Genomic DNA, 17,025 nt, shown 5'->3' with positions numbered 1-17,025 from the left:
CCGCCGTCGACCTCGGCCACGTCGCCGTCCTCGGGCTCGCGTTCTGGTCCGGCACCGACGACGCGCGGAGCTCTCCGACGGTTCCGGTCATCGAGGGGAGTCAGGCGCACGGCGCGACGTGCCGGCCCGCGATCCGGTTTCGATCGGTCGGGTCGGCGGGAGTCCCCCCGGCGTCAGCCCGTCACCGACCGCGCCAGCGCCCCGAGTCCGATCAGGTGTGCCACCGTGACGCCGAAGACGGTCGCGGCGTCGGAGAGCGCGAACAGGGGCGTCACGCCGTACGCGATGACGTACGGGAGGACCGCGATACACGCGACGCCGACGGCCAACAGCAGCATCGTCCGACTCTCGTTCCGGCGGTGACCGTCGTAGGCCAGGTACGCCACGTACGTCCCGAGGCAGGCGGTCGCGACGCCGCCGGCGGTCGCGACGAGCGAGAGCGTCACCGGTGGACCACCCCGAGGACGACCAGGAGTCCGCAGAGTTTGCTCGCGGTGACGGCCACCGTCCGCTCGGTGGCGCTCACTTCCCCGACGTTACCGAGCGCCAGCCGGAGGAACATCGGTAGCGGGGCCAGAAGGAGGAGCCCGAGCGTGAGATACAACAGCGGCCGGCGGCGGGTCCGGAGGTACCCGCGCGCGAAGCGGTACGTGACGAACACCGCGAGCAGGACCGAGACGAAGAACGCTGCCACCGTCACGGCGGCGAGCGGGACGCCGCCGCCGACCGCTTCGACCTGCGTCGGCACCGCCGCCCGTCTGAGCGCCGGGAAGGCGTCGAGCGCCGCAACGGCATCGGGTGTCGTCGCCGCCGCGTGTGCCCACTTCATCCCGATAACTCCTCGTAGAGCCGCGTCAGTCGATCCGCGGCCGTCTCTTCGACGTAGTCGACGCTCACTTCGAAGCCGGTCGCGGTCAGGTCGACCGAGACCCGGTTGAGCCGGGCGGCGTACACCTGTTGCGGCCCGCGGTCGGGGTCGACCTCCTGAACGGTCTCGACGAGATCCTGCTCGCGGAGGCGTTCGAGGCGGCGGTACACCGTCGCCTCGGAGGCGTCGCACGCCTCGCTCAGCGCCCGCGCCGAGCGCGTCTCGTCGTAGGTCTCGATGAGGATCCGTCGGGCGTGCTCGTCGTCGAGCAGCGAGTACACTTCCCGCGGGTCCACCGACGGCTCCGAACCCATCCGACGAAGGGTCTCCTCGGAGCAACTTAGTTTCCTCGGCGTGAGCGCCGTCGGTAGCCCGCCGCCCACGGAACGAACGCGCTTGCCACCCGTCTCTCGGATCTTAACGGCACGCTCGCACGCGATGAGAGCCGCGCCCGGGGAGCCGAAGTTTATTACTACCGCTAGACGCTCCTGGACCGTTGATGGCCCTCTCGGACGCGTTCCCCGCCGGACCCGCGAACGACCGCATCACCACCACGGTGCTCTCGGCACCGTTCAGGGCGCGCACGTACGCCGCCGCGCTCTACCTCGCACTCGCGTTTCCGCTCGGGATCGCGTACTTCGTCTGTACGGTGGTCGGGCTCTCGCTCGGTCTCGGGCTGTCCGTGCTCCTGATCGGCGTCCCGATACTCGCCGCGACCGTGGGCGGGGTGGTGCTGGTGTCGATCGCCGAGCGCGCACTCGCCCGAACGCTCCTCGGTGCCGAGATCGAGCCCCCGTCCTGGAAGGTCTCCGAGGCGTCCGGCCCGCTCGACGGCGCGGTCGCCGTGGTGACCGACCTCGCCGTGTGGGGCGCTCTGGCCTTCGTCCTCTCGAAGCTGCTCGTCGGGGTCGTCGGGTTCACCCTCATCACGGTCGTCCTCAGCGTCGGCGGGTCGCTGGCGGCGACCCCGCTGTACTACGACGCGCCGGGGACCTCCGTCGGGCTCATTCTCCCGGAACCGATCCGGCGAGAGCTGTCTCTCGTCGTCCCGTGGGAGCAGTTCGAGGTCGGCGTCTCGTTCATCCTTCGGCTCACGTCGTGGGAAGTGTCCACGCTGCCGGGCGCGCTCGCGATGTCGCTCGTCGGCGTCGCGGCGCTCGTCGTCGGGCTGAACGCGCTGAACGCCGTCGGCTGGGTCTGCGCGCGCTGGGCGGAGCTCACGCTGGGCTGGACGGGGACCTCGACGGTCGACGCCACGGACGCGTCCTAGCCGCTGTCGTCGCGTCGTCGACGCGGTCGTCCGCGGCGCGTCCGCGGTGTCGTCGCGCTCATCCCGAGCGCGCCCGGCCGCCCCGCCGCGGGGGTCGGGCGCTCCGCCTCGCCGGTTACACCTTCCGATCGGGTGGCAGCTGACAAACTCCTACTTATATTTTTGGTGCTCTTGCCCGTCCTGTAGCGCTCAGTTCTTTATACGTGAACTCGGTGTCAAGCCGAGAGTACGGCATGAGCGACCACAGTTGGTCCCCACGCTCACCGGGCGAGGCGCTCGCGCGCTTCGTCGGTGTGCCGTTCGACGGACAGACGTACCGCAACCTCGCGTACCTGCTGTTGGCGTTCCCGCTGGGGATCGCCTACTTCACGCTCGTCACGACCGGGCTCTCGACCGGCCTCGGGCTGCTCGTGACGCTCGCCGGCGTCCCGATCGTCCTCGCGACGCTCCTCGTGACGCTCGGCATCGGTTCGTTCGAGCGTCGACTCGCCGAGTGGCTCCTCGACGTCGACATCGACGGCGCGCCGTCCGAGGTGGAACTCGCCTTCGGTTCGGTCGATGAGGCGCTCGGAACTGCGAAGCGCGTCCTGACCGCGCCGACGACTTGGACCGGCCTCCTGCTGGTGGGCCTCAAGTTCGTCTACGGCATCGTCGCGTTCACCGCCCTCGTCACCGCCTTCGCCGTGGCGGTCTCGCTGCTCTCGCTGCCGGCGTTCTACGACGCCGCCGGCGTGACCTACACGATCGGTCCGTACGTGGTGGACACGCTGCGGGAGGCGGTCGCCGGTGCCGGCCTCGGGCTCTTCGTCCTCCTCGCATCGCTCCACGTGCTCAACGGCGTCGCACGGTTCGGCGGGTTCCTCACCGGGGCCCTCCTCGGCGGCACGGTGAACTCCGCGGGGGCCGCCGATGACTGACGAGCCGACAGCGAACGCGACGACGCGTCGCCGACTGCTCGCCGCGGGCGGCGTCGCGCTGAGCGGCGTCCTCGCCGGCTGCGGAGCAGTCGTCGACGCCGAGCGCAGAACGACGGCTGAGCGGCGGACCGTCGACCCGTCAACGGTGTCGACGCTCACGGTCTCGGACGCCACCGGTGACGTCGCGTTCCGCAGCGAGCCTCGCGACGATATCGAGGTCGTCGCTCGGAAACGCGCGCTCGGCGGCGTCTCGCTCGACGAACTCGACGCGACGGTGCGAGTCGACGACGACCGGCTGGAGGTGACTACGAACGAGCCGCGGATCTTCGGTTTCGGCGGAGGGCGAGTCGACGTCGAGGTCCACGCCCCGCCGAACGTGGCCGTGGACCGGCTTCATACGACCGACGGAGACGTTCACGCGACCTCGGTCCCGGACGGAGCGACGCTCGTCACGTCGGACGGTGACGTCGCCGTCACCGACGCGCGCGGCGCGGTGGCCGTCGAGTCACGGGACGGTGACGTCAGCGTCGACGGCACCGGCGGACCCGTGTCCGCGACGACGAACGACGGGACGATCCGCGTCGGAGACCCCGCTCGCGTCGAGACGCTCCGGACGCGAGACGGCGACGTGTTCGCCGACGTGCCTGCCGCGGTCTCGGACGCGGTCGTCGAGTCGTCGGACGGCGACCTCTCGCTTCGTCTCGGCGACGAGCTGAGCGCGGCGCTCACCGCTCGCACGCGCGACGGCGAGGTCAGCGTGACGGACGCCGACTCGTCGTTCCGGATCCACGAGCGAACGGAGACCCGATTACGGGCGGGCGTCAACGACGGCGAAGCCGTCCTGACGGCGCGGACGAACGACGGCGATGTCACGATTTGGGCGTGATCACGACGACGCCGCCACCGGCGGTTGCGGCGTCGTCTGCGTGAACGGTGCCCGCGGCGTCGTCGTCATCGGCTTTTTGTGCCTGCTAACCGTGATGAGAACGATGGACAGACGCGAAAGGCGACGCTCGGGCGGGGCGTAGCGTGGACCGACTCCCCACCGGGACGCTCTCGCCGCTCGCCGCCCGGGTCGACGAGGTGCTCGCCCGGTACGGCTACGAGATCGGCCCCGCGATAGACGCCATCGACGGTGCCGTCTCCGGGTACGGCGGGCTGTTCGACCCGGAGACCGCGGACGGGGAGATCCGACGCGCCGCCGAGGAGGTGCTCGCCGCCGACCCCCACGCGGCGGCGGACGACCGCCCCGGGGCGACCGGCGACGAGGTCGTCCTCTACGTCGACGGAAGCTCCCGCGGGAACCCCGGACCGGCCGGCGCGGGCGCGGTGCTCCGAGCGGCCGACGGGCCGACTGTGAGACTCGGTCGACCGGTGGGGGCGCGCTCGGAGAACAACACCGCGGAGTACGCGGCGCTCCACCTCGGCCTCGAAGCGCTGGCGGCGCGGTGGGAGCCGGCGGCCGTCGAGGTCCGGATCGACTCGCGGACCGTCATCGACGACGTCTGGGGCGACGCGGAGGAGTTCGCCGCGGCCGCGCCGTACAGGCCGGGGATCCGCGAGCGCCTCGCGGCGCTCCCCGCCTGCGAGTGGACGCACCTGGCCGACAGCGACCCGAACCCGGCCGACGCCCGCGCCGCCGTCGGCGCGGACATCGCCGCGCTCGGTCCGTGACCGGCCCGCGAGCGCGGGTGCCTGAAGCGCCCCGGACCACCCGCCGACCGGCTGAGAGGCGGCGACCGACGTCGAGGAGGGGTCGAACTCGTCCCCGAACCGCACCGGCGACGCGATCGGCGGAACGCGTCCGGGGCGGGGTCAGGAGGCGTCGACCGCGCTGCCGGCGGCGACGAGGAAGCCGATGATCGCGGTGATCAGTCCGACCATGCCGATGGCGACAGCGCCGATGCGGAAGGCGTCGCCGGTCAGTCGGTTCGCGGTGAGGAACAGGAAGACGGTCGTGACGAAGCCGACGAGCAGGAGGATCCGCCCGAACCGGCCGGCGTCGATGCCGGGTTCGACGTCGCTAGACACGGTCTAACAACTCTTTGAGGACGCCCTGATACTCGTCTTCGGTGGCGGCGTTGCCGAGCGAGTGGATCGACTGCGAGATCCACAGCCCGGCGGTGAAGTTGATGAACGCCGCCATCGAGATGGTGCCTACCTGTCCCTCGACGAACAGTCCCGTGACGACGGCCCCGACGAACCCCAGCGCCATGAGGCTGTGCGTGACGAGCGAGCGGGTGCCGAAGTCGGCGAGCTGTAGTGATAACCGGGTGCCAACGGCCATGCGTACCCCTTACGGCCGGTCATGTAAAGAGGTAGCGCGCCGCGAGCCGTCGGCGACGCCGCGCTCGCCGCCGAATCGAGTCGGCGCGTTCACGACGCGCGCGGGCAGGGCGGGAGGCCCGCGACCCCGGGAGTTTAGCGCGGTCGCCGCGTAGGGTCGGTGAATGACCGACGCCGATCCGACGTACGACGTCGTGGTGTGGGGAGCGACCGGAGTCGCGGGGCGGTTCACCGCCGAGTACCTCACCGAGCGCTACGGGCCGGACGACCTCGCGCTGGCGATCGGCGGGCGGGACCGCGGAAAGCTCGACGCGGTCGCCGCCGACCTCGCCGGCCGCAGCGACGCGTGGGACGACGTGCCGGTCGTCGTTGGCGACGCGACCGACGCGGAGAGCCTGCGGGCGATCGCTCGGGAGACGCGCGTCGTCTGTACGACGGTCGGCCCGTACACCCGACTCGGGACGCCGCTCGTCGAGGCCTGCGTCGAGGCCGGCACCGACTACTGCGACCTCACCGGCGAGGTGAACTGGGTGCGCGAGACGGTCGACCGGTTCCACGAGGCCGCAGTCGACTCCAGCGCCCGGATCGTTCACAGCTGCGGTTTCGACTCCGTGCCGGCCGATCTCGGGACGCTGCTCGTCCAGTCGTTCGCGGCAGAGACGTTCGACGCGCCCTGTGAGACGGTCCGAATCTACCTCGAAGGCGGCAGCGGGAGCGTCAGCGGCGGCACGCTCGCGAGCTTCGGCGAACTGTTCGAGGCAGCCGCGACCGACCCCCTCGCGCGGGAGACGCTCCGGAACCCTTACTCGCTGGCCCCCGCGGGCGAGCGGAGCGGCGTCGACCCGGGCGAGCAGCGGCGGCCGCGGCGGGATCCGCTCCGCGGAGCGTGGACCGCCCCGTCGCCGATGGCGTCGGTGAACGAGCGGGTGATCCGGCGGAGCAACGCCCTCCTCGGCTACCCGTGGGGCCGCGAGTTCCGGTGTTCAGAGGTCGTTCCGACCGGCGAGGGGCTGCGGGGCGCGACGACGGCGGGGCTCGTCGCCGGCGGTCTCGGCGCGTTCTCCGCCGCGATGTCGATCGGTCCCGTCCGCTCGGCGCTCCGTCGACACGTCTTCCCCGACCCGGGGGAGGGACCCACGCGGGAAGAGGCCGAAGCGGGCCACTTTCGCATCCGCCTCCTCGGGCGCGGGACGGCCACGGAGGGTCCGTTCACGGTCGAGGCCGAGTTCGGTGCCGACCGCGACCCCGGCTACGGCGCGACCGCGCGGATGCTCGGCGAGTCCGCTGTGTGTCTGGCGCGCGACGAGGTCGACTCTCCGTTCGACGGCGGCGTGTTGACGCCGGCGTCGGGGATCGGGCTCCCGCTCGCGGAGCGACTCCGCGAGGTCGGGTTCACCGCGTCGGTGGGCGAGCCGTCGGCGGGCGATACAACTGAGAGCGGTCGCTGATCGCCGGTCGCTGGTCGGCAGTAGATCGGGACGAGTCGCGAAAAGAACGATTGGAGTAGATCAGTTCCCGGCGGCGATCACATGTAGCCGAGGTCGCGCAGGCGCTCCATCAGGTCCTCTTTGTCCTGGGCGCGGCCGGCGCGTTCGGTCGTGTCCTCGAGGTTCTGGAGCCACGCGGGCTCCTCGGTCGTCTTCTCCGTGCTGACCTCGCTGCCGAGCGAGCGGAAGCCGGCGAAGTACTTCGGCGAGATGGGGACGTCCTCTTGGGTGACGCCCTCGGGGAGGTCGTCGTCGGCCTGCGGGATGTGTCCCTCGTCGGGGAACGCGTCGACCGTGTCCGGCACGACGAAGTTCCAGAACGCGTCCCAGACGTCGGCCTCGGCGAACTGGAGGATGGGCTGGATGCGGTCGTGCGGCGGGAACAGGTCCGGGTCGTGGCGCGGCGAGAAGAACGTCTCGTCGGCGCGGGCCTCCTGTTCGTCCCAGCGGACGCCCGAGATGACGCCGTCGATGTCGTACTCTTCGAGGGCGTCGTTCAAGGCGACCGTCTTCAGCAGGTGGTTCCCGACGTAGGTGTCGAGCAGGAACGGGAACGAGTCCTCCTCGTATTCGAGGATCTCCCGGATGTGGTGCTGGTTGTGTTCAGACAGCGCGTCGACGGGGATGTCGTCGCCGGGTTCGAGCCCGTGTTCCTCGACGTACGCGCCCACGTCGTCGTTGCGGGCGTACACCAGCTCGATGTCCCACTCGTCGGCCCAGTGCTCGACGAAGTCGGTGATCGAGTCGAAGTGCTGGAAGTGGTCGATGAACACCGCGGTCGGCTTCTCGTAGCCGTACTCCTCGGCGACCTGGTTGATGAAGTACAGCGTCAGCGTGGAGTCCTTCCCGCCCGTCCACATCACCGCGGGGTTGTCGTACTGTTCGAGACCGCGGCGGGTGACTTCGACCGCCTTCTCGATTTTGTGCTGGATCGACGGGTAGTCGTCGGGGGCCTCCCCTTCCCCGTCGGTGTAATCGACGTCGACGCTCGCCGGGAAGTCGTCGCTCATACGGCGGAACTGTCGCCGTCAGGGCCAATAGGCCTTCTGAATCCGCCCCGCTCGCCGGCACACCGAGCAGACGGCGGAATTCGCCGGAACACAAGGGATATGACCGCCGCCAGAGAACGGCCGCCCATGGGTCTGTTCGATCGGCTCCGCGGCGACGACGCCGGCCGCGTCGTCTTCCTCGGGATCGACGGCGTACCGCTCGACCTCGTCGAGGACCACCCCGACGTCTTCGAGAACCTGACCGACATCGCCGAGACCGGCACCGGCGGGCGGTTGGAGAGCATCGTGCCGCCCGAGTCGAGCGCGTGCTGGCCGAGCCTCACGACCGGCGTGAACCCCGGCGAGACGGGCGTGTACGGGTTTCAGGACCGCGAGGTCGACTCCTACGAGACGTACGTCCCGCTGGGTCGCCACGTGAAGGCGACCCGCCTGTGGGACCGCGTCACCGACGCCGGCCGCGACGCGACGGTCCTCAACGTCCCCGTCACGTTCCCGCCGTCGACGCGGGTCCAGCGGATGGCCTCCGGATTCCTCTCGCCCGACCTCGACGCGGCCGCGAGCGACGAGTCGGTCCGGGAGACGCTCGACGGCTTCGACTACCGGATCGACGTCAACGCCAAACTCGGCCACGACGACAAGACGGAGTTCATCGAGAACGCCCACGCGACGCTGGACGCCCGCTACGACGCGTTCTCCCATTACCTCGCCGAGGACGACTGGGACCTCTTCTTCGGCGTCTTCATGAGCACCGACCGCGTGAACCACTTCCTGTTCGGCGACTACGCCAACGACGGCGAGTACAAAGAGGAGTTCCTCGAGTTCTACCGCACCCTCGACGGCTACCTCGGCGAGATCCGCGACGCGCTCGACGACGACACCACCCTGATCGTCGCCTCCGACCACGGGTTCACGGAGCTGACCCACGAGGTGAACTGTAACGAGTTCCTCGCCGACGAGGGCTGGCTCTCCTACGCGGACGACGACCACGACTCGCTGACCGACATCGACGACGAGACCCGCGCGTACTCGCTCATCCCCGGACGGTTCTATCTCAACCTAGAGGGCCGCGAGCCGAACGGCATCGTCCCCGAGGACGAGTACGAGGAGACGCGCGAGGAGCTCATCGAGGATCTCGAATCGCTCACCGGCCCCGACGGCCGGCAGGTGTGCCGGCGGATCGTGAAAGGCGAGACCGTCTTCGACGGCGACCACGACGGGATCGCGCCCGACCTGGTCGTCATCCCCGCCGACGGGTTCGACCTCAAGTCCGGCTTCGGCGGCAAGGAGGCGGTGTTCACCGAGGGCCCCCGAAACGGGATGCACAAGTTCGAGAACTCGCTGCTGTACTCGACCGAACCCGACCTCGACCTGACCGACGCCAACCTCTTCGACGTGACGCCGACGGTCCTCGATCTCATGGACGTCGACGTCGACGCCGAGTTCGACGGCGAGAGCCTCATCTCGTAGACGGCTTTCGCGAGTCAGCGCGTCTCGGTCGGCGTCGAACACCGCAGACAGAGGATTCCGGTGCCCGCCCAGTTCACGTGGTTCGACCCGCAGTTCGGACACTCGTGTCCCTCGTTGTTGTACTCCGTCGTCCCGCGGGGCGCGGCGAGGTGGCCGTCGTCGACGGCGCGCTCCACGAGCCCCGCGAACCGCTGCTTCTTGACCCGAGCGCGGTGCGCGAGGAACTCGCCCGGGCGGCTCGGGTCCGACCCGTGGAGATCTTCCCACTTGATCGCGATCTCGCCGTCCGCCTGCCCGCGAGCGACCTGCTTGATCGTCGCGGCCGCCGACTCGAACAGCGGCGTCGTCGCGAGCGCCTGCGGCGAGTCGGTCGCCTCGCCCGCGGCCGCGTAGCGCTCGGCGGCCGCGTCGTACGCCGCCGCGGCCCCGTCGAGGTTGCCCGCGACCCGGAAGTCGGCGACGAACTCGGCGAGACAGGCCGCCTGTCCCGGTCTCCGGAGGACCGTCTCGAAGTCGCGGCTCGCGGCGATCCCCTCGACCGCGCGCTGGGTCGCCCGGCCGTCCGCGCCCGCGACCCGGTACGCGACCGCGGCCGCGAGCAGCTGCTGGAGCCCCTGTCCGATCCACCCCTTCTCGTCGGGTTCGAAGGGGTCGACCTCCGGCCGCGGGTCGGCGAGGACGCGCCGGCCGCCGCGGGTGTAGCGGTTCCCCGCGCGCTCGTACTCCCGGACCGCCAGCGCGTCGACCGCCGCGTCGTAGTGACCGCCGTCGTCGGTGTTCACACGCGCGGTACGGGCGGCGACGGGTTACACCTAACGGGGGCGGGGAAGACTGCGACGCGTTCGACTCCGGGCTCCGACCATACTTACCCTCGGGCGTCGAACCGGTCGTATGGAGAGACCGAACGACATCGGGGCGGCGACCGCGGAGTCGTCCGCCGACTCGCGTTCCGGACCGACCAGCAGTCGCGTCGAGTGGCTCCTCGTCGCCGGGCTGCTCGCGGTTCCGATGGCCGTCGTTCCGGGCGAAGGCGACGCGACGCTGGTGAGCCTCTGGGGGTTCGTGACGCTCGGCGGCGACGGAGCGGCCGGGGTCACCGGCTATCCGGTGTGGGCGTACTTCCTCGACCAGCCGCGGCCGTTCGCGACGCTGCCGCCGTCGATCCGGGCGTGGCCGCTCGCGGTCGGCTTCCACCTGATCGCGGCCGCCAGCGCCACGGCCGGGGTCGCGTTCGGGCGCGAGGACCGGCGGGTGACGGGCGGGCTGCTGGCGCTCGCGGCGGCCGCGACCCTCTGGGTCGCCGCGGGGCTCGGCGTGCGCTTCGGCGTCGGCGCGACCGCCGGCTGGCTGGCGGTCCTCCCCGTCGGCGCGCTCGCGACGCTCGCGGTCGGGCTCGTCGCGTACGGTGCCGACCTCCGGCGGATCGTCGCGGCGTGACCGGTCCGGGTCGGCCCTTTTATCCCCCCGTACGGGGATGCGGATCCCATGACGACGTTCACGACGATGCTGGCCGTGACGAGCGCCGCCGGCCTCGTCACCGCCCTCGGTGCGGTCCCCGTCTTCTTCCGGGCGCGAGTGACGCACCGCACCTACGACGCCGCGCTCGGACTCGCCGCCGGGCTGATGATCGCCGCCAGCGTGTTCGGCCTCGTGATACCCGGACTGGAGTCGGGGTCCCTAACGGCGGTGATGAGCGGACTGTTCGTCGGCGGGTTCGCCCTGCTCGGCGGCAACTACCTCATTCCGCACCTCCACGCGCAGTACCGGGAGTGGATCCCCGAAGGGGGTGCCACCGGGGAGGACGCTGTGGCGATGGACTTCCCCGCGGCCGATCCGGTCGCGGACGCGACCGACGGCGCGGCGGCGAGCGCGGCCGCGACGACCGGGGACGCGGAGGGGACGGCCGCCGTCGCCGAGGCGGCCGAGACGACCGGGGACGCCGAGCGCGAGTCGACGCTCCGGAAGGCGCTGCTGATCGGCGGGGCGATCACCCTCCACAACGCGCCCGAGGGGTTGGCGATCGGCGTCGCGTTCGCGTCCGGGCTGGACGAGGTCGCGCTGGTGCTCGCGATCGTGATCGGACTCCAGAACGTCCCTGACGGGTTCGCGTTCGCGGTGCCGATGGCCGAGACGGGGATGTCGAGCGGCCGCGTGCTCTGGTACACCGCGCTCTCCGGGTTCGTCCCGCAGGTCGTCGCGTCCGCGTTCGGGTTCTGGCTCGTCGGCCTCTCGACCGGGTTGTTCCCCGTCGCCTCCGGCTTCGCGGCGGGCGCGATGCTCGCGGTCGTGTTCCGCGAACTGATCCCCTCCTCGCACGGCCACGGCCACGCGGACGCCGCGACCGCGGCGTTCCTCGTCGGGTTCGTGCTGCTCGTCGTCGTCGACGCCGTCGTGACGGTATGAGAGCGGCGATACGCCGAGACGCAGCCCACACGCGTCCGCGAAACGCTTTCGATGGAGCGGTCCGTCGGCCCGGGCATGTCTACGACCGGTTCCACTCCCGACGCCGACGAGACGTGCGCCTACTGCGAGTCGCCGATCTTCGCCCACGACCCGATCTGCGTCCGCGACTGCGACGACGACTGCGGGTCGCCGGCGTACTTCTGTAACTACGCGTGCCTCTCCGCGTACGTCGACGAGCGCGGTCTGCCCGCCGGAAACGCCTGCGAGTGGTCGCCGGAGGAGTGACCGGCCGGGCCTGACGGCGGCGACTCACCCGCTCCGGAGCCTACTCGTTGTCCGGGCTGCTCGGGTGGTAGTCGGTGTCGTACTGCCCCGGGTTCCCGTCGACCCGGTCCGGGTTGATTCGGCCGGCCAGGAGCATGAAATCGAGGACCGTACAGTACAGCATCGCCTCGACGACGGGCACGGCCCGCGGCGGGAGGACGGGGTCGTGGCGGCCGACGACCTGTACCTCCTTCTCCTCGCCCGTCTCCCAGTCGGCCGACCGCTGCTTCTTCGGGATCGAGGTCGGCGCGTGCCACGTCGCCTCGCCGTAGATCGGCTCGCCGGTGGTGATTCCGCCCTGTAGCCCGCCGTGGTCGTTGCCGACGGGGACCGGGTCGCCCTCGTCGCTCTCGACGTGATCGAACGACTCGCCGTCGTCGAACGTCCAGTTTTCGTTGCGCTCGCTGCCGGCCACGTCGGTCGCGTCCCTCCCCAATCCGTACTCGACGCCCGTCGTCGCCGGGATGGAGAACATCGCCTGCCCGAGCCGGGCGGGGAAGCTGTCGAACCGCGGCGAACCGAGTCCTCGCGGGACGCCGCGGCACTCGAAGTAGATAGAGCCGCCGATGGAGTCGCCCCGCTCCTGGTACTCCTCGATCAGCTCCTGCATCTCGGCGGCCGCGTCGGGGTCGGCACAGCGCACGTCGTTCTCCTCCGAGCGGTCGAGGATCTGCTCGAACGGCACGTCGTCGGCCTCCACGTCGCCGATCCGGTTGACGTGCGCTTTGATCTCGACGTCGTGGTCGGAGGCGTCGAGGACCTGCTCGGCGACCGCGCCCGCCGCGACCCAGTTCACCGTCTCGCGCGCCGAGGAGCGCCCGCCGCCGCCCCAGTTGCGCGTGCCGAACTTCGCGGAGTAGGTGTAGTCGCCGTGCGAGGGGCGCGGCGCGGTGACGTACGGCTCGTACTTCCCCGAGCGCGCGTCCTTGTTCTGGATCACCATGCCGATCGGCGTGCCGGTGGTGTAGCCGTCCTGGACGCCGGAGTTGACGACGACCTCGTCGGGCTCGCCCCGGGAGGTGGTGATCATCGACTGGCCCGGCTTGCGCCGGTCGAGCTGCGCCTGAATGGCCTCCTCGTCGAGTTCGACGCCGGCGGGCACGCCGGAGACGGTGACGCCCATCGCGTCGCCGTGGCTCTCGCCGTAGGTCGTCAGCTGGAAGAGTCGGCCGAACCGGTTCCCGTTCATACCGTCACGTGTGGCCGGGGGCATATATGGGTTGCAATCCGCGCAACCGCACCGGCCGCGGACCCGGACGCGTCGCCGCTCCCGATCGCTGTTCCGGCCGCCGCCGTCACCCGCCGCTCACGGCTCCGGTCGCTCGCCGAGCGTCACGTCCACCGTCTCCTCGCTCCCGTCGCGGACGATCCCGACCGAGACCGTGTCGCCCGGACGGGTCTGTAAGGCGAGGTACTGCGAGAGGTCGGCGTTCTCGGCCACCTCCGTCTCGTCGAGCGAGACGATGGTGTCGCCGCCGGTCGGAACGGTCGCGCCCTCGACGGTCGTCTCGCCGCTCGCGCCGCGGAGGACGCCGTCGGCGGGGCCGCCGTCGACGACCTCCGTGACGTACACGCCGCGCGCCTCGGGGAGGTCGTTGCCCGCCGCCAGCAGGGGGTCGACCTCCCGGACGCCCACGCCGAGGTAGGAGTGCTCGTAGCTCCCGGAGGCGATCAGCTCCGGCACGACCTCATTCACCAGTCGGGCGGAGACGCCGAATCCGAGATTCTCGCCCCGGGTCGCGGTTGCGACGCCGACGACGGTCCCGTCGAGGGTGACGATCGGGCCGCCGCTGTTGCCGGGGTTCAGGGCGGCGTCCGTCTGGATCGCGTCCGCGATCGAGAAGCGCCCCCGCGCGGTCGACGAGGCGGGGATCGTCCGGTTCCGTCCGCTGACGATCCCCCGCGTCGCCGACCCCTCCAGTCCCAGGGGCGCGCCGACGACGAGCACCTCCGTGCCGATCTCGGGGAGGTCCGTCGCCACCGGGAGGGGGTCGCCGGGGAGGTCGCCGTCGAGTTCGAGGACCGCGAGGTCGCTGTACGGGTCGCGTCCGACGACGCTCGCGTCCAGCCAGCCGTCGTCCGCGCCCTGTACCCTGACCGTGTCCGGGTCGCCGATGACGTGGTCGTTCGTGACGAGGTGGCGGTCGTCGTAGCGGAAGCCGGATCCCTGTCCGGCCTCCCCGCCCTCCGCGGGACCGAAGACCGTCTCGCGGCTCTTGACGTAGGTCTGGACCCGCGCGACGGACGGCGCGACCGCGTCGTACACCTCCGCGTAGCCCGCGTTCGCCGGGTCGTCGACGGGCGTGTCGGCCGCCGGAGTCGACGCGTCGGTCCCGCCCTCACCGTTCGTCCCGCCGGCCCGCCCGAGGCAGCCGGACGCGGCGGCGGCCCCCGCGATCCCGCCCGCCACGAGGAGTTCGCGTCGGGTGTGTCCCATGGTATCCAACGGGATTCTCGGAGAGTTAAGCGATCCGCCCGTTCGCGCGCCGATGGAACCGGGGGTCGTCGCGTTCGCTCGCCCCTCGCTCGGCCCGCAACCGATGGAAGTATGTAACGGGACACCGTTGCTGGAGGCGTGCGCGATCGTCTCACCTCCGATCTCGGCGTGTACGCCCTGTCCGGGCTGTTCTCGCTGCTCGTCTTCGTCATCGCGCTCGGAATCCTCTCGCGGACGCTTCCCGGCGGCCTCGCGAGCCGACAGCTCGGCGGTCTCGTCGTCGGCTACCTGCTTTTCGTCGGCGTGTACACGACGGCGTGGTTCATCTACACCGGGATCGACAGCCGCGAAGAGGTCTGACGGCCGAGCCGGGGCCCCGACCGCGGAAGCGGTTCCGCCTGCCGAACCGTTTTCATCCTACCCTCCGACGGGACGCGTATGAGCAGCGAGCCCATCGCGTTCGACGTCGACGACCGCGGCGTCGCGACGATCACCGTCGACCGACCCGAACAGCTCAACGCGCTCACCGCCGAGACGCTCGAAGCGATCGAGGACGCGCTCGACGAGGCGGCCGACCGCGACGCGCGGGCCCTCGTGGTCGCCGGCGCGGGCGACGACGCGTTCGTCGCCGGCGCGGACATCTCCCACATGGTCGACCTCTCGACGCCGGAGGCGCAGGCGTACGCCGAACTCGGCCACCGCGTCGCGGACGCGATCGAGACGTTCCCCGCGCCGACGATCGCCGCGGTCGACGGGTACGCCTTCGGCGGCGGCTGCGAGCTCGCGCTCGCCTGCGACCTCCGGGTCGCCGCCGAGAGCGCGGTGCTCGGACAGACCGAGATCGATCTGGGCATCATCCCCGGCTGGGGCGGCACGCAGCGCCTCCCGGCGCTCGTCGGCGACGAGGTCGCGCGGCGGCTGATCTTCCTCGGCGAGCGGATCGACGCCGCGGAGGCGGCCGAGGTCGGCTTCGTCGGCGAGGTCGTCGCCGACGACGCCTTCGACGACCGGATCGACGAGCTGGCGGGCGAGCTGGCCGCGAAGCCGGCGACCGCGATGCGGGCCGCGAAGGAGGCGCTCAACGCGGCCGGCGACGGCTCGGCGGCGACCGGACTCGCCCTCGAACGACGGGCGTGGGCCGGTCTGTTCGGGACGCACGACCAGCGCGAGGGGATGGAGGCGTTCGTAGAGAAGCGCGAGCCGGAGTTCGAGTGAGGACCGGCACCCCGGAAGCCGGACCGAGATTGCTTATAAACCGATCCGCGGTGGCGCGTGCCGCCGAGCGTGCCGCCGAAGGCGGCCGCGAGGGGCACGCGCGAGGGACGCGGTGAACGAGAGGGCGACCGGAGGGAGCCCCGAGTGAACCGCGCGGCTGGGGAGGTGTGAGGTGCGGTTGCTGTGCGGGGCGGGACTCGAAGGGGCGGCCGCGAGGACGAAGACGCGCGACGTAAGGACCGCAGGGGGCGAGCGAAGCGAGCGACTGAGGACCGCAGCGAGCGCATCGAATCCTCGCCGCCGGGGCTTCGGCGGCCCCTGTTGTGACGAGAGCGGCTCCGTATCGCCTCGCAGTCGGCGCTTCGCGGAGGGTCGCTGTCGCGTCTCGGTCGCACGCCGTTCGCACGCGTTCGTCGTGGCATCGACTCACATCGCGATCCGGCAACCGCCACGCTTTATTAATCCGCCCGAGTACCCGCGACATGGACCAGTTGCGGCAGTCGCTCCTCGACGCGCCGATCATCGAGAAAGGCGAGTACCAGTACTTCGTCCACCCGATCAGCGACGGCGTTCCCATGCTCGAACCGGAGCTGCTCCGGGAGATCGTCATCCGGATCATCCGGAAGGCGGAGCTGGAGAACGTCGACAAGATCGTCACGCCCGCCGCGATGGGGATCCACATCTCCACCGCGCTCTCTTTGATGACCGACATCCCGCTGGTCGTCATCCGCAAGCGCCAGTACGGCCTCGACGGGGAGGTCCCGCTGTTCCAGGAGACCGGCTACTCCGAGTCGGAGATGTACATCAACGACGTCGAGGAGGGCGACCGCGTCCTCGTCTTAGACGACGTGCTCTCGACGGGCGGCACGATGAAGGCCATCCTCGACGCGCTCACCGACGAGGTCGGCGCGGAGGTCGTCGACGTCGTCGCCGTGATCAAGAAGGCCGGCCCCAACGAACTCGACGACACCGACTACAACGTGAAGACGCTGATCAACGTCACCGTCGAGGACGGCGAGGTCGTGATCGTCGACGCGCAGGGCGACGAGTAAGTCGATACTGTCGGGTCGGAGTGTAGTTTTTCGGTGAGTACTGAAGTCTCGGTCGCTCGCTGCGATGAAATTGATATTGTGACCGAGGCCGCCGAAGCCCCAGTCGCGAAGCGGTCAGACGCTCGCTGTGCTCCTCGTCACTCGCTTCGCTCGTTCCTGCGGTGCTTACGTCGCCTCTGACCGCTTCGCGACTGCCCCTTCGAGTCCCGCCCCGCAGCCGCACAGCACCTCACGCCTCCCCAGCCTCGTCGACCGGTCTCCGCTTCGCTCCGACCGGTCGACTCCCTCG

At 70.8% G+C, this 17,025-nt stretch carries 21 protein-coding genes; 12 read left to right on the top strand and 9 right to left on the bottom strand.

Features of this window, described 5'->3' with window-relative positions; genetic code table 11:
• Window positions 1-173 precede the first annotated feature (173 nt).
• From C472_RS03355 to C472_RS03345, 3 genes are read right to left on the bottom strand one after another with little or no spacing between them, the layout of a single operon-like run.
• On the bottom strand, window positions 174-446 hold the full coding sequence (locus tag C472_RS03355) for a DUF7521 family protein (RefSeq protein ID WP_006628381.1): 273 nt from the start codon (window positions 444-446) through the stop codon (window positions 174-176).
• Window positions 443-829, bottom strand: a complete 387-nt coding sequence (locus tag C472_RS03350) for a hypothetical protein (protein ID WP_006628380.1) — start codon at window positions 827-829, stop codon at window positions 443-445. The genes C472_RS03355 and C472_RS03350 overlap by 4 nt, the downstream gene beginning before the upstream one ends.
• Window positions 826-1,182 (bottom strand): ArsR/SmtB family transcription factor, encoded by a 357-nt coding sequence (locus C472_RS03345; protein ID WP_006628379.1) that lies wholly within the window; start codon window positions 1,180-1,182, stop codon window positions 826-828. The genes C472_RS03350 and C472_RS03345 overlap by 4 nt, the downstream gene beginning before the upstream one ends.
• A 185-nt stretch (window positions 1,183-1,367) precedes the next feature.
• Between C472_RS03345 and C472_RS03340 the strand changes: the two genes are divergently transcribed.
• The 4 genes from C472_RS03340 (at window position 1,368) to C472_RS03325 (ending at window position 4,729) form a co-directional block, all read left to right on the top strand.
• Window positions 1,368-2,138 (top strand): sensor domain-containing protein, encoded by a 771-nt coding sequence (locus tag C472_RS03340; protein WP_006628378.1) that lies wholly within the window; start codon window positions 1,368-1,370, stop codon window positions 2,136-2,138.
• Window positions 2,139-2,371: 233 nt separating this feature from the next.
• Window positions 2,372-3,055 (top strand): sensor domain-containing protein, encoded by a 684-nt coding sequence (locus C472_RS03335; protein WP_241432945.1) that lies wholly within the window; start codon window positions 2,372-2,374, stop codon window positions 3,053-3,055.
• Window positions 3,048-3,941, top strand: coding sequence for a DUF4097 family beta strand repeat-containing protein (locus C472_RS03330; RefSeq protein WP_006628376.1), 894 nt, complete (start codon window positions 3,048-3,050; stop codon window positions 3,939-3,941). The genes C472_RS03335 and C472_RS03330 overlap by 8 nt, the downstream gene beginning before the upstream one ends.
• Window positions 3,942-4,084: 143 nt before the next feature.
• Window positions 4,085-4,729 (top strand): ribonuclease HI family protein, encoded by a 645-nt coding sequence (locus tag C472_RS03325; RefSeq protein WP_006628375.1) that lies wholly within the window; start codon window positions 4,085-4,087, stop codon window positions 4,727-4,729.
• Window positions 4,730-4,870: 141 nt separating this feature from the next.
• On the opposite strand, the gene C472_RS03320 is transcribed toward C472_RS03325, so the two are convergent.
• Window positions 4,871-5,086 (bottom strand): hypothetical protein, encoded by a 216-nt coding sequence (locus C472_RS03320; protein ID WP_049906260.1) that lies wholly within the window; start codon window positions 5,084-5,086, stop codon window positions 4,871-4,873.
• Window positions 5,079-5,342, bottom strand: coding sequence for a hypothetical protein (locus tag C472_RS03315; protein WP_049906258.1), 264 nt, complete (start codon window positions 5,340-5,342; stop codon window positions 5,079-5,081). Before C472_RS03315 ends, C472_RS03320 begins: the two co-directional genes overlap by 8 nt.
• A 163-nt stretch (window positions 5,343-5,505) precedes the next feature.
• On the opposite strand from C472_RS03315, the gene C472_RS03310 reads away from it, so the two are divergent.
• Window positions 5,506-6,789: a saccharopine dehydrogenase family protein gene (locus C472_RS03310; RefSeq protein ID WP_006628374.1), complete on the top strand. Its 1,284-nt coding sequence runs from the start codon at window positions 5,506-5,508 to the stop codon at window positions 6,787-6,789.
• A 77-nt stretch (window positions 6,790-6,866) separates the two neighbouring features.
• Here the strand turns inward: C472_RS03310 and C472_RS03305 are convergent, their stop codons facing one another.
• The gene (locus C472_RS03305) at window positions 6,867-7,838 is read right to left on the bottom strand and encodes a phosphoadenosine phosphosulfate reductase family protein (protein ID WP_006628373.1); all 972 of its coding nucleotides are present in this window, start codon (window positions 7,836-7,838) and stop codon (window positions 6,867-6,869) included.
• Between the two features lie 126 nt (window positions 7,839-7,964).
• Between C472_RS03305 and C472_RS03300 the strand changes: the two genes are divergently transcribed.
• The gene (locus tag C472_RS03300) at window positions 7,965-9,305 is read left to right on the top strand and encodes an alkaline phosphatase family protein (protein WP_006628372.1); all 1,341 of its coding nucleotides are present in this window, start codon (window positions 7,965-7,967) and stop codon (window positions 9,303-9,305) included.
• A gap of 14 nt (window positions 9,306-9,319) precedes the next feature.
• On the opposite strand, the gene C472_RS03295 is transcribed toward C472_RS03300, so the two are convergent.
• Window positions 9,320-10,087: a hypothetical protein gene (locus C472_RS03295; RefSeq protein ID WP_006628371.1), complete on the bottom strand. Its 768-nt coding sequence runs from the start codon at window positions 10,085-10,087 to the stop codon at window positions 9,320-9,322.
• Between the two features lie 109 nt (window positions 10,088-10,196).
• Between C472_RS03295 and C472_RS03290 the strand changes: the two genes are divergently transcribed.
• The 3 genes from C472_RS03290 (at window position 10,197) to C472_RS03280 (ending at window position 11,993) form a co-directional block, all read left to right on the top strand.
• Window positions 10,197-10,742 carry a TIGR04206 family protein gene (locus tag C472_RS03290; protein ID WP_006628370.1) on the top strand — a complete coding sequence of 182 codons (546 nt, stop codon included), beginning with the start codon at window positions 10,197-10,199 and terminating at the stop codon, window positions 10,740-10,742.
• Between the two features lie 48 nt (window positions 10,743-10,790).
• Window positions 10,791-11,708 carry a ZIP family metal transporter gene (locus C472_RS03285; protein ID WP_006628369.1) on the top strand — a complete coding sequence of 306 codons (918 nt, stop codon included), beginning with the start codon at window positions 10,791-10,793 and terminating at the stop codon, window positions 11,706-11,708.
• A 75-nt stretch (window positions 11,709-11,783) separates the two neighbouring features.
• Entirely contained in the window at window positions 11,784-11,993 is a 210-nt protein-coding gene (locus C472_RS03280; RefSeq protein WP_049906256.1) for a hypothetical protein, read from the top strand.
• A gap of 40 nt (window positions 11,994-12,033) precedes the next feature.
• On the opposite strand, the gene aroC is transcribed toward C472_RS03280, so the two are convergent.
• Complete coding sequence (gene aroC, locus C472_RS03275) at window positions 12,034-13,221, bottom strand: chorismate synthase (protein ID WP_006628367.1); 1,188 nt, start codon at window positions 13,219-13,221, stop codon at window positions 12,034-12,036.
• A 117-nt stretch (window positions 13,222-13,338) separates the two neighbouring features.
• On the bottom strand, window positions 13,339-14,469 hold the full coding sequence (locus C472_RS03270) for a S1C family serine protease (protein WP_006628366.1): 1,131 nt from the start codon (window positions 14,467-14,469) through the stop codon (window positions 13,339-13,341).
• 138 nt (window positions 14,470-14,607) lie between these two features.
• Between C472_RS03270 and C472_RS03265 the strand changes: the two genes are divergently transcribed.
• The 3 genes from C472_RS03265 to hpt all read left to right on the top strand — a co-directional run bounded on the left by C472_RS03265 (window position 14,608) and on the right by hpt (window position 16,736).
• Window positions 14,608-14,829 carry a hypothetical protein gene (locus C472_RS03265; RefSeq protein ID WP_006628365.1) on the top strand — a complete coding sequence of 74 codons (222 nt, stop codon included), beginning with the start codon at window positions 14,608-14,610 and terminating at the stop codon, window positions 14,827-14,829.
• Window positions 14,830-14,907: 78 nt separating this feature from the next.
• The gene (locus C472_RS03260; RefSeq protein ID WP_006628364.1) at window positions 14,908-15,684 is read left to right on the top strand and encodes an enoyl-CoA hydratase/isomerase family protein; all 777 of its coding nucleotides are present in this window, start codon (window positions 14,908-14,910) and stop codon (window positions 15,682-15,684) included.
• A 482-nt stretch (window positions 15,685-16,166) separates the two neighbouring features.
• Window positions 16,167-16,736 (top strand): hypoxanthine/guanine phosphoribosyltransferase, encoded by a 570-nt coding sequence (gene hpt, locus C472_RS03255; protein WP_006628363.1) that lies wholly within the window; start codon window positions 16,167-16,169, stop codon window positions 16,734-16,736.
• Window positions 16,737-17,025 lie beyond the last annotated feature (289 nt).

This window comes from Halorubrum tebenquichense DSM 14210, assembly GCF_000337415.1.
Taxonomy (GTDB): domain Archaea; phylum Halobacteriota; class Halobacteria; order Halobacteriales; family Haloferacaceae; genus Halorubrum; species Halorubrum tebenquichense.
The sequence above is the reverse complement of the archived record's forward strand: the minus strand, read 5'-3'. Positions and strand labels throughout refer to the sequence as shown.